This is a genomic window from Chryseobacterium metallicongregator, from assembly GCF_031324065.1.
Taxonomy (GTDB): Bacteria; Bacteroidota; Bacteroidia; order Flavobacteriales; family Weeksellaceae; genus Chryseobacterium; species Chryseobacterium metallicongregator.
In genome coordinates, this window is sequence record NZ_JAVIXS010000021.1 from 91,728 (window position 1) to 103,882 (window position 12,155).

The window sequence follows — 12,155 nt, forward strand, 5'->3', positions numbered from 1 at the left end:
ATACAACTATTTCAAAGGAACTGTGTGTGCCACCACCTGTGCTCCGTCTGTAAGGGCATCAATTCTGTTGATGGCAATCTTATCTCCTGCATTCACTCCTTCTTTGATAAAGTAATCCTGAGAAGTACTTCCTGAAACGGTAATCTGTGTCATTTTTACTTTATCCTTACCATTCAGTTTATAGACAAAGAATCTGTCCTGAATATCTTTTACAGATGTTTTCGGAAGTTTAATCACTCCATTCAGAGCATTGTGAATCATAACTCTTGCAGTTCCTCCTGCTCTTAATAATTTATCAGGATTCTGAAAAACAGCTTTCATCTGAATACTTCCGGTGTTTCTGTCAAAGTTTCCACTGGCATTCTCCAGTTTCCCTTGAAGAGAATAAGTGGAGCCGTCTGCCAGAATAAGCTCAACATTTTCTGCAGTATTTCCTGATGCCGATGCTCTGCTGTGGGCAATAAAATCCGCTTCATTCATTGAAAAGTATACATTCACGCTGTTGATGCTTGAAAGGGTTGTCAACGGAGAGGCATCTGACGGGCTGATAAGGTTTCCTACCCTATTCGGAATTCGCCCAATATATCCGCTAACCGGAGCTTTGATGTAGGTAAAATTGGCATTGATCTTTGATGATCCTAATGATGATTGTGCCTGTGCTACCTGTGCTGATGCTGCTTTATAACTTGCCTGTGCTGTTTTCAGCTGCATATCTGAAACTACTTTCCCTTCCACAAGGGGTTTTAGTTTTTCCACTTCAAGTCTTGCTGTTTCCTGTGCTGCAATAGCAGATTTCAAGGCGGCTTCATTGGTATTTACCTGCTCGTTATACACGGATGGATTTATTCTGAAAAGGGTCTGTCCTTTACTTACATACTGTCCTTCTTTGATATATACCGCTTCCAGATATCCTGTCACCTGTGCTTTAATATCTACATTATCCTGTCCTTCTATGCTTCCGGGATATCCTGTAGACACGTCTGCATCTCCGGACTTCACCTGGATAAAATCTGTAGGCAATGCCTGCTGCATCTGCTGAGCATTTTCCTGGCCGTTCCCGGAACCACACGAGTACAATATCACTGCAGCTGTAAGTGAAAGTACCAGATATCCTTTTCTGTAATTCATAACATTGGTTTTTAAATTTTACAGGAGCAAAATAACTTCATCTTATAGGGATATTCATTCAGAAGTTGGGTGAAGTGTCATTAATTGCAGGTGAAACGTATGATAGCAAAAATGAAAGGAAAACCGTTATTTTCCTTTATAATTGTGACAAAAAAGAGATTTTCATGTGGAAATAAGAGTGGAATCATTAAGGATAAACTAATGTATTTCACAAGTAAAAAGAAAAAGAGATTGCTCTTTGTAAAAGCAATCTCCTCTGTATTTTTTTAGAATTAATAATCCATCCAGGATTTAAAAATGGAAGCTTTTTCCCGGCTTACAATGACTTCCATATCAGGTTGTTTCCTCAGTTCCAGCTTTAATTTTCCATTAAAATGATTAAAGATCTGTTTTACGGAATTGATGTGAATGATAAATTGTCTGTTGGCACGGAAAAAGAATTTGGGATCTAACTGTTTTTCAAGCTCTTCCAGGGTTTGCGGAACATTTTCTACCACTCCGGTATTCAGCATGGCTTTGCTGATTCCCAATTCGGTATAAAAGTATAGGATATCTTCTGCCAGAACGGTTTTATATCCATCTCTGTGAGCGATGAGAAAACGTTTTCTGTAATCTTTTGGCTGTATGTAATTCAAGAGTCCTTCGATGGCTGTTCCTACTACCGGAACGGATTCCATAAAGGTTTCATAGCGTTTTAAGGCGGCATCAAGTTCTTCCTCTTCAATAGGCTTCAGAAGGTAATCTACACTGTTATACTTGAATGCCTGTACTGCATATTCATCATAGGCTGTAGTGAAAATAACAGCACTTTTAATTTCATGCTTGTTAAATATTTCAAAGCTGAGCCCATCCGCAAGGCGCACATCCATCATAATAACATCCGGAACCACATTATTTTCCAGCCAGTGTACCGTTGAAGTAATCGAGTCTTCTACAGACAGAATTTCGATATGGGGTCTTAACTTCAACAACAGTCTTTTTAATCTGTCGGCATTAGGTCTTTCGTCTTCAACGATTAAAACTTTATTAATCTTCATATCAATGGGAGTTTTACAATAAATTTATCTTCTGTTTTTTCAATCACGGGTTTAGGGTATCCTAAGATTTCGTACCGTGCAATAATATTGGTAAGCCCTACTCCTGAGGAATCCGGCTTATTGATTAAAGGCAGAATAGTATTAGAAACAACCAATTCTCCTTCCTCATTTGTATAAACATGGATTTCCAGTGGACTTACTTTGGATGTCTGATTGTGTTTAATGGCATTTTCAACCAATAACTGTAAAGACAGCGGAAGGGTGAATCTGGATCTGTATTCTTCTTCAATATCTATTTTGAATATCACTCCTTCACCAATTCTTTTTTCAATCAGAAAGATGTAGGATTCTAAAAATTTGAGTTCTTCTTCTACTGCGATAATGTCTTTTTTGGAATTGACCAACAGGTATCTGTATACTCTCGCAAACTTCTCGGAATAATCATACCCTAGCTGCTGGTCTTCCAGAATAAGTTCTGACAACACACTTAAGTTATTAAAAATAAAATGAGGATCTATCTGAAGCTTAAGAGCCTGAAGCTCTGCAGCCATTGCAGCCTGCTTATGTTTGGAAGCCCTCAGTTTATGCTGAGCTGCTTCTACTGCTGTTTTTTTCCAGTTTTCCAATAAATAATCTACGGTATTAAAAGCACTGATAATCAATGATATTACAATATTAGTTGCGATCCATTGTCCAAGAAGTGTATATTCTTTGCGGGAATCCATTTCGGGTAACGTGACTGAGGTACAGTCTACAATGGCATTAATAATGATCACAATCATCACACTTCCCACGATCTGAAGCAAACACTGGATAAACAGTCGTTTTACCGTTCTGTTTCTCCAGGGAAGCCACTTATTGAGTGTTCTGTCAATAAATATACTTACCTCTGAAATGATGATGGAAAAAAAGACAATCCATGTGGCATCTTCCAGAATCATCTTCAGTGGAGCGTCCAGATATCCTTTCCAAACAGGATCAAAGGGATCAATAAGGTAGGAGAAAACACAGAAAGTAACAACTGCCAATGCCCAGATTACGAGCCTTCTTTTCATAGTGGAAAGAATCTTCTTATTCCGTACTAAATTTTTCCTGATGGTAGAAATCCTATTCATATCCGGGACTTTATGAATGTAAATATAGAAATAGATTTTATATGAGTATCCTCCATTTTAGACGAGACCGCCAAAACAGGACATGAAACGTAAAATAACAGTGTTCAAATGGATGTGACGGTTCATCACCTGAAAAAGACATTTCATCATCATTTTATGCAACATCACATTATTTTTAGAGTAAGGGAACAAGTGTCTATCATAGTTTTGCAGTATTAAATCCGGTACAATGAAAACAATAATTGTCTGCACAGATTTTTCTCACGAAGCTGAAAATGCCACGCATTACGCAGCATCTATGGCAAAAGAAAATAAATACAGGATTATACTTTTTAATCTTCAAACGGTTTCTGTTCATGCTTTGAATGCATAGGCTTCGGCCGATTTTTTCTATAACCAAACGCTTAAAAATCAGAAACACCTGGAGGATAAGGCGGCTGAGCTTAAAAGATTATATGCTGTCGAAACCCAACATCATCTGGCTTCCGGCAATTTTATTGAAGAGCTTGAAAACTGTATGCAAGTCCACGAATGTGATTTTGTGGTGATGGGAATGGCGGAGAAAACCCTTGAACAAAAGCTTTTAGGAAACAGTGTAACAAGGGCGATTCACAGAATTAAAAAACCGATACTCATTGTTCCTGCCCACATAGAATATACTGGAATCCAAAAAATACTTTTTGCTTATGACACGCACAAAAGCATGACCTGGTCTGCCATGAATGATATTTACCACTTTATTAATGAATTCAATGCTGAGATTGAGGTTTTCAATGTAAGTGAAAGATTAGAAGATTTTGCTGAGGTTATTCATGATATTGATCTGAATTCCGGATATGATCTGGATGACATTAAGTATAGCTTTAAAATGATTCAATCTATTGAGATCATCAAAGCTATTGAAGAGGAAATAAGACTAACGGGGCCAGACCTTTTAACTATGGTTCCTTATAAATACAATCTTGTGGAATCCCTGTTTCATAGAAGTAAAACAGCTATAATGGCTTATAAGAATAAAATACCATTACTATCAATTCCCCTAAACATAGATTAAGAATCAATAAAAATCTGTTCACATTTGAATTATCCTTTTTGCCTTTAAAGGCTAAATTTTACACTTAATCTTGTTTGACAGGACCGGGAATAGATTTCCGGTCCTGTTTTTATTTTAATTTTAAAAATTATTTACTCTAAATTATTTTGTCAGAACCATAAGTGCTTCATAATAGTTTTCCAGTAAATCAGGATCTCCATTCAAAAACAAATAAGGTTCTATGAGTTCCAGCTCCATTAGATGAAATGAATTATTAATTAAAACACCATCCACTCTTGCATAAAGAGTTTTCTCCGGCAGACTTTTCAAATACAATCCCGCTTGCTCGATGTGCAATGGATTTGGTGTAGGATAGCTAATACTTCCCCCATGATAATGCTGTACTCTGAAATCTCCCTGTTTAGGTGTTTTTAATGAACAATGACTGTATTTTCCATTAAAAAACAGGAATGACCATTCTCCGTTTTTAATCTCCTCTACAAAAGGCTGCACCATATAATCCTGCTCTTTCAGAAGAGTTTCAATTTCTGCAGAACGCTCGTTGAAATTATCTTTGCTTACAGTAATTGTATTTTGTGCTCCAGCGCTTACACAGGGTTTTACCACCAGTTTTTCAGTATTAAAATGATCAAAAAAACGTCTTTCCAATACAAATCCTTTTTCAAGATATTCTGCGGGAATGACGGGAAGTCCTTTTTCTTCAAGATCTTTCAGATAATGCTTATCACTGTTCCATTGCATGATTTCTACAGGATTCAGTACTTTTACTCCTAATTTTTCAAGACTGTTCAGCCAGCCCAGGAATTCACTTAAATGATTGTGATAATCCCAGGGAGATTTGATGACAACAACATCATAACTGCTCCAGTCTACATTTGGATCATTCCAGATGGTGGGAACGATGTTTAATCCTTTATTGATTAAAAAATTAATCAGTTCCGTATCCTCATCATTGGTTACTCCCTGTAAAAATCTTTCTTCTTTTCTATACCCCGTGATTGTGATTTTCATGCTTCTTTTTGAGTTTTATTTCCGATTCAATTTCGGGATACCTTATGGATAAACAGAGACACAGATTTTTCTATTTTGAAGGGTACAATTGGAATATTATTTTGAGAACAAAAACAAACTAACACATTCTATTCATCTGAATATCAAAAAGTCGTAAATTTATTAAAGGATAAAAACAGTGTTTTCCCCCTTTTTTATAGTTGTGCCGTTAGCTAATTTTGTTCCATAAAATTAAAACCATAAAAATGAAAACTTCCTTTTTTACTAAGATTTTAAATCTGATTTGTGCAGCATTTCTTTTGACTTTTTGTCTGATTAGCTGCTCCGAACCTCCTAAAGAACCCGTTAGCAACAGTTATAAAAAGAAACTGATCAGCTATCGTGAGGGCAGGGTTCTTTTTGATGAATACACCAGAACCAATCATGAAATTCTCATGAAGTACAGAAATGGGGAACCCGATTCCCGATGGTACTGGTTTTCGCTGGAAGATATGGAAGGATATATTAAATACGTAAAAGAAAACGCCAAAAAACAAAAATTAAAAAATCCGGGTATCAGGATTTACATGGGAAAATATCCCATGAATCATCCTAAAAACAGAATGGCCAAACCTGAATATGCAGGTTACCAGACTATATTTTTAGTACCTACTGCCCAAAAAAGAGAACGAGAGAAGGCAATGTCCAGATCAGCCACCACCGAAGAAAACACAGACGTTACTTCAATAGAATCTATGAACATGACCAATCTGGCACCTCCACCAAAAGCATTATCAGAAACAATGCCTTAAAAAAACACAAAATTATGAACTGGAATATTGAAACAGGGAAACAGATATCGATGATCATTTCCATTATAGTGATGACTTTAATGATCATAAAATATAGAAAAACCGGAAAGGAAAATTTATTTTTTATCATTGGATATCTGTTGTTTTCCCTGATTGATATTTCCTGTTATTTCTATTTCAAGCTGACAAGTCTGCCTACGGATATATTTTATGTGATTGGTTTTTTAATGATCGTATTCTTTCTATACTTATTCTATTATTACCAATTACTGTATGTTCCGATGCTCAAAAAGATACAGGTAATCATCCTGATTCTTTTTGTCCTCAATATTGTGATTATGTTTTACACGGAAGACGATCTGCTTCATCATTTTTCTTTTAATATGCTGTATGTAGATATTCTTCTGTTGCTATTTTCAATTATTTTGTTCCTGTACCAAACCTTTAATTCTGATAAAATACTGGAAATTAAAAACTATCTACCATTCTGGATTTCAGTTGCTCTACTGATTTTTTTCATTGGAAGTATTCCAATTCTATTTTTTAGAACTACTGTTTCAGAAAGTATTTATTTCTTCATTTTATTTATGCTGAATCTGATCAGTAACGGAATACTCATATTGGGTTTAGTTTGGAACAAGCAAGAAAGAATCAGATAAATCCTTTTCAGATATGGAAGAGAATAATTTGGTCATCATCTTTACGATTACTTTATTCATCGTTGTATTGACAATGATCTTCATTTATGCGGTCTTTATCAAGAAAAAAACGACCCTGCTGATCGCGCAAAAAGAAAAAGATCTTCGGTTTGAAAAGGAACTCGCCACTTCCCAGGTAGAAATGAAGGAGCAGACCCTTAATTATATCGGACAGGAACTGCATGATGATCTGGGGCAGAAACTTTCTGTCGTCCGCTTACGCCAGAACCAATTGATTACCAAACTCAAAAGTACAGAAAAAGAAGACCTGATTGAGCTTAATGAACTATTGGGAGAGTGCATACAGGATATAAGAAACCTGTCTAAAACTTTAATCACAGAACAGATCATTCATTTCGGACTGGCAGAATCCATTGAAAGAGAAGTGAAAAGGATCAAAAAACTGAAATTATTAAAAATAGAATTTATTACTCAAAAGCAGGATATTGATATTTCTCCCAAACATGGCCTGATCCTCTTCAGGATTATTCAGGAAAGTATCAATAATATACTGAAACACTCCAAAGCCAAAAATGTTTCCATACAGATGGAAGATGACTGTGAGAAACTACACATCAGCATCTCCGATAACGGAAGAGGCTTTGATACCAGCAGTATTCAGGACGGTTCAGGATTAAAAAACATGGAACTGAGAGCCAAACTGATTCATGCTGAACTGTCTATACATTCAGAACTTAATAAAGGAACACAAACATTGATAACCTATCATAAAAATTTATTATGAAAACTATTCCCATAGCAATCGTTGATGATCATACTCTAATCTCCAAAGCACTGGAGAATATGATCACAGAAAACACTCAATATCGGGTAATTATGAATCATCCCAACGGAGAAGAATTTATTGCAGGTGTGGAACAGGCTTCAGAATTACCCGCCGTAGTCCTGATGGATGTTAATATGCCATATAAAAATGGTATAGAAACCACAGAATGGCTTACCGAGCATTATCCCGATATCAAAGTCATTGCCCTTACCATGGATGATGATGAAAGAATTTTGATTAAAATGCTGAAGGCCGGAGCAAAAGGATATTTACTCAAAGATATGCAGCCATCTATTCTCTTTCAGGCCATTGATACGGTATTTGAAAAAGGCAGCTTTTATACTGATTTTGTGGCTCAAAAACTATTGAAGGTAAAAACAGAAGAGGCCAAAAATGCTTCTTTGCTTTCAGAACTGAAAGACCGGGAAAAGGAATTTATAAAATGGGCATGCAGTGAACTTACCTACAAGGAAATTGCTGATAAAATGTGCCTTAGCCCCAAAACCATTGATGGCTACAGAGATTCTGTTTTTGTAAAACTGGATATAAAAAACAGAGCCGGATTGGTGCTTTTTGCCTTAAAACATGATCTGTGCTGATTGAATATTCTCATTATTAATCTTATTTCAATACTATAAAACAAACATCTTTACATTCTATTTACGTATCCGGCAGCTTTTCAAGCTGCCGGATCTTTATCTTATAACACTCTCATATACAGCTAAAAAGGTGTTTTCCCTTTTCCAAAATACGGTTTTCTCCTCTGTTTTTGTCTTTCGGAATAGCGGAATTTTGTGATAGAAAAAAACACAGAAAGGCAGAACCCGAAAAGCCGAAACAGAGTAGGGAATATTTTTAAAACTAATACAATGAAAAAAGCACTTATCGTAGGTATTAATGATTATGCACCCATCGGATACGGAGGTCCGGACCTTAATGGCTGCGTAAATGATGCGAGGGATATGGCAAATACATTGGTTATCTGTGGCTTTAGTCCGGCAAAGATTAAAATCCTGACCAACCAAAATGCCACAAGAGCGAATATATTGAACTATCTGAAATCCATGATCAGCACAAGTGTAAAAGGAGATTCTCTTGTTTTTTATTATTCCGGCCACGGAACAAGAGTCGCCAATATCGGAGCAGATCTGGAATTGGATGGTCTGGATGAAGCTATTTGCCCACATGATTATGCCAATAACGGAGTCATTCGTGATGATGATTTTAAGACCGTTCTCAGCAAACTAAAAGCCGGAGTTAATATGGAAGTGATCTTCGATTGCTGTTATTCCGGAACAGGAACCAGAAAAATGGATCTGGGACTGGAAGCAGATTTTATGAACGAAACTGCCCGTTACATTCCTCCTATGCTTGAGGATGAATTCTATCTTACCTATGCCAGTGAAATGGAATCATCTAAGAATTCAAAAAAATCAACTGTTCTTGCAAAAGCACTTGTCCCTGTTGCAGGAATGAACCATACGTTGTGGGCCGCAGCAAAAGACAATCAGGTTTCCATGGAAGGCAGTATCAGCGGACAAATACGAGGATATTTTACTTATCATTTCTGTAAGGCATTACGTGCTACCAATGGAAATATCGTCCGAAAAACACTTGATAAGCAGGTGGCTATTGCACTGGCTGCTATGGGAGCCGCACAAATTAACCAGACAGAAAGCATGACTGCAGAATTTTCTCAAAAAATATTCACTTAACCAATAACCATTACGGCGGAATCCGAAAAGCCATCAAAAGAGTAGGAATATACCAGATTAAAAATAATAATCATGTCTAAAATTGAAAACAACAACCCAATGACAACTGAAGAGGTGTCAAGACTTAGAACTGTTAAAGCAAAATTAACTGAAAAACCGGCCGCAATTGAAAAATTATTCAGCCAGCTTCCTGCTATGGAAACCATTAACGGAAGAACTTTTCCAAAAGGAATGAAAACCATAGGAATGCCTATGGATGAAAAAACAGCAGAAAACCGATCGTTGGAAACTGATCATTTCTATCCTACCCATGCTGATTTTGAATACAACCCAAAACTGGAACCTAAAAAAGACAGAAAGCCTAAATTCATTGAAAGAGATTCTTTCCTGACTCCTGAAAATGCAAGAACTATTTTCGGAGCAGATCAAAGAAAGGTCTATAATTCTACCGCCTATCCATGGAGATGTGTGGGAAGAGTAGAAAGCTCTTTAGGTTCAGGAAGCGGTGTAATGATTGGCCCAAGACACCTTCTTACCTGCTCTCATATTGTTGACTGGCAGCCTAATAACACAACCGGATGGCTGAAATTCACTCCAATGTATTATAACGGAAGCGCTCCTTACGGAACGGCTTGGGGTACATTAACTTATTATAAGTACAAAGTAGCAGGTCCTTCTATTGATTCAACAGAAATCCAATACGATTATGTAGTGATTGTATTAGACAGACCTATCGGAAACAGCACAGGATGGCTAGGTTCAAAATCCTACTCTGACTCATGGGATGGAGGTGCTTACTGGACTCACGCCGGATATCCGGGAGACCTTACAGGAACTCAAAGACCAACATACCAAACAGGAATCGCTCTGGATGGAGATTTCTGGAGTGCTGATGACAACGAAAGCATGAGCCATAAAGCAGATATATGGCCTGGACAAAGCGGAGGCCCTTTCTGGGGATATTGGGACGGCTCTCCGTATGCTGTGGCTACTCAAAGTGCCCACAACCCAAGCGATAATTTTGCAAGTGGCGGCTCAGATTTAGTAAATCTGGTCATCAGAGCAAGAAATGAACATCCTTAATTTTTTTTAGTTTCAAAAACCCGCCCGCCTTTTAAAGACGGGCGGATTTTATGTTAAAGATGATATTTTAGCATATCCAATAGTATGTTTCGAAGCATTTTTAAGTAATCCCTCTCAGTATTCTCAATATTTTAATACATTTGTTTAAAACATATTTCAGATGAATTTCGAGCAGATCAATTTACACCTTGAGGCTTACAAAGAACACAACCAGATTCTGGATGCAGCAAAATATCTGCTCCATTCCTTTGATCTGGAACATGAAAACTTTGCGGGGTTCGGATTCAGGGAAGAACTCTCTCCTACTTCGATGCTTCTTACAGCAGAAGGAGAGCTCGGAGGCCCTCAGACCGTAATGATCCCACGAAATTTATTTGATTTTGATCTGAACCTTGTTCTAAATATGGTTGCCCATGAAATGCTTCATGTAAGGCAGAAGGCTCCCGGACAGGTCATTGAAGACAAGAATGAAAGAGAATTTCAGGCCTATTATGAGATGCTTTTTCACAAAGTTTTTCCGCAGATCCCTGAGGTTTCGGATTTTCATAAAAAATTCTTCGGCGGGAAAGCGTTGGAATATTATAAAAGAATGGGTGAAGGTTCAGTATTACAACAAAAATATGCAGATCAGAAAACAGAAGTAGAACATCTAATTAACGAATTACCATGACAGTAAAACCAGATATCACCTGGGCAGATTTTGAAAAAATAGACATCAGATGCGGAACCATTCTTTCAGTAAATGATTTTGAAAAAGCAAGGAACCCATCTTATCAGCTGGAAATAGATTTCGGAGATTTAGGAATCAGAAAATCATCTGCACAAATTACTTCTCTTTACGAAAAAGAAGAACTTGTGGGAAAACAGATTTTAGCAGTGGTCAATTTCCCTAAAAAGCAGATTGCCAACTTCTTCAGTGAATGCCTTGTATTAGGATTATATGGTGAGGACAAAAAAGATGTTACTCTTTTAGCACCTTCATTACCCACAAAAAATGGAATGCAGGTAGGATAGACACTCAACAAAAACACATATGATACAGAACATACCCTTAGAAAGAGTTTTATTCCTTGATATTGAGACCGTTCCACAAGCTGAATCATGGGACGATTTATCCGAAACCGATCAGTATCTGTGGGATAAAAAAACAAAATTTCAGAGAAAAGAAGAGGTCTCTGCAGAAGAATTTTATGACCGGGCCGGTATTATGGCCGAGTTTGGGAAAATCATCTGCATCACCATCGGAATGGTTGAAAAGAATGAAACCTTAAAAATAAAAAGCTTTTCCGGGCATGATGAAAAGAAAATGCTTCAGGAATTTGGAGAAATCTTCAACAGTCCAAGGCTTTACAATGTCATTCTTTGTGCGCATAACGGAAAGGAATTTGATTTTCCATGGATTGCCAGACGATATCTTATCAATGGAATGCTCCCTCCTGCTCCGTTTCAGATGTTTGGAAAGAAACCCTGGGAGGTTCCTCACATAGATACTATGGAACTGTGGAAGTTCGGGGATTATAAGAGTTTTGTATCGCTGGAACTACTGGCTCATGTCTTTGGTATTCCTACTCCGAAAGATGATATTGACGGCTCAATGGTTTCATCAATTTACTACATAGAAAAAGACTTGCAGAGAATTGTTGACTATTGTGAAAAAGATGTCTTAACTTTGGCAAATATTTTCCGGCGCATGCGTCAGGAAGATTTGTTGAAAAGGAATATCAATCTAGATTAAA

13 protein-coding genes and 1 pseudogene are annotated in these 12,155 nt (G+C 37.1%); 10 read left to right on the forward strand and 4 right to left on the reverse strand.

Annotated elements, in window-relative coordinates:
* Window positions 1–6: 6 nt before the first annotated feature.
* The 3 genes from REB14_RS22680 to REB14_RS22690 form a co-directional block, all read right to left on the reverse strand.
* Window positions 7–1,128 carry an efflux RND transporter periplasmic adaptor subunit gene (locus REB14_RS22680; protein WP_309523369.1) on the reverse strand — a complete coding sequence of 374 codons (1,122 nt, stop codon included), beginning with the start codon at window positions 1,126–1,128 and terminating at the stop codon, window positions 7–9.
* Between the two features lie 272 nt (window positions 1,129–1,400).
* On the reverse strand, window positions 1,401–2,165 hold the full coding sequence (locus REB14_RS22685; protein ID WP_034691944.1) for a LytR/AlgR family response regulator transcription factor: 765 nt from the start codon (window positions 2,163–2,165) through the stop codon (window positions 1,401–1,403).
* The gene (locus REB14_RS22690; protein ID WP_309523370.1) at window positions 2,162–3,280 is read right to left on the reverse strand and encodes a sensor histidine kinase; all 1,119 of its coding nucleotides are present in this window, start codon (window positions 3,278–3,280) and stop codon (window positions 2,162–2,164) included. The genes REB14_RS22685 and REB14_RS22690 overlap by 4 nt, the downstream gene beginning before the upstream one ends.
* A 229-nt stretch (window positions 3,281–3,509) precedes the next feature.
* On the opposite strand from REB14_RS22690, the pseudogene REB14_RS22695 reads away from it, so the two are divergent.
* Window positions 3,510–4,334, forward strand: a pseudogene (locus REB14_RS22695) (universal stress protein).
* 141 nt (window positions 4,335–4,475) lie between these two features.
* Here the strand turns inward: REB14_RS22695 and REB14_RS22700 are convergent.
* A complete protein-coding gene (locus REB14_RS22700) occupies window positions 4,476–5,345 on the reverse strand; it encodes an ATP-grasp domain-containing protein (RefSeq protein WP_309523371.1) in 870 nt (289 codons plus the stop codon).
* 245 nt (window positions 5,346–5,590) lie between these two features.
* Between REB14_RS22700 and REB14_RS22705 the strand changes: the two genes are divergently transcribed.
* The 9 genes from REB14_RS22705 to REB14_RS22745 all read left to right on the forward strand — a co-directional run bounded on the left by REB14_RS22705 (window position 5,591) and on the right by REB14_RS22745 (window position 12,154).
* Window positions 5,591–6,136 (forward strand): hypothetical protein, encoded by a 546-nt coding sequence (locus REB14_RS22705; RefSeq protein WP_079243771.1) that lies wholly within the window; start codon window positions 5,591–5,593, stop codon window positions 6,134–6,136.
* A 14-nt stretch (window positions 6,137–6,150) separates the two neighbouring features.
* Window positions 6,151–6,795 carry a hypothetical protein gene (locus tag REB14_RS22710; protein ID WP_079243770.1) on the forward strand — a complete coding sequence of 215 codons (645 nt, stop codon included), beginning with the start codon at window positions 6,151–6,153 and terminating at the stop codon, window positions 6,793–6,795.
* Between the two features lie 13 nt (window positions 6,796–6,808).
* Window positions 6,809–7,579, forward strand: coding sequence for a sensor histidine kinase (locus tag REB14_RS22715; protein ID WP_079243769.1), 771 nt, complete (start codon window positions 6,809–6,811; stop codon window positions 7,577–7,579).
* Window positions 7,576–8,220, forward strand: coding sequence for a response regulator transcription factor (locus tag REB14_RS22720; protein WP_079243768.1), 645 nt, complete (start codon window positions 7,576–7,578; stop codon window positions 8,218–8,220). Before REB14_RS22715 ends, REB14_RS22720 begins: the two co-directional genes overlap by 4 nt.
* A 270-nt stretch (window positions 8,221–8,490) precedes the next feature.
* Window positions 8,491–9,336, forward strand: a complete 846-nt coding sequence (locus REB14_RS22725) for a caspase family protein (protein ID WP_309523372.1) — start codon at window positions 8,491–8,493, stop codon at window positions 9,334–9,336.
* A 72-nt stretch (window positions 9,337–9,408) separates the two neighbouring features.
* A complete protein-coding gene (locus tag REB14_RS22730; protein WP_309523373.1) occupies window positions 9,409–10,419 on the forward strand; it encodes a trypsin-like serine peptidase in 1,011 nt (336 codons plus the stop codon).
* 160 nt (window positions 10,420–10,579) lie between these two features.
* A complete protein-coding gene (locus REB14_RS22735; protein ID WP_309523374.1) occupies window positions 10,580–11,089 on the forward strand; it encodes a hypothetical protein in 510 nt (169 codons plus the stop codon).
* Complete coding sequence (locus REB14_RS22740) at window positions 11,086–11,433, forward strand: tRNA-binding protein (RefSeq protein WP_079243765.1); 348 nt, start codon at window positions 11,086–11,088, stop codon at window positions 11,431–11,433. Before REB14_RS22735 ends, REB14_RS22740 begins: the two co-directional genes overlap by 4 nt.
* A gap of 19 nt (window positions 11,434–11,452) precedes the next feature.
* Window positions 11,453–12,154 (forward strand): 3'-5' exonuclease, encoded by a 702-nt coding sequence (locus tag REB14_RS22745; protein WP_079243764.1) that lies wholly within the window; start codon window positions 11,453–11,455, stop codon window positions 12,152–12,154.
* Window position 12,155 lies beyond the last annotated feature (1 nt).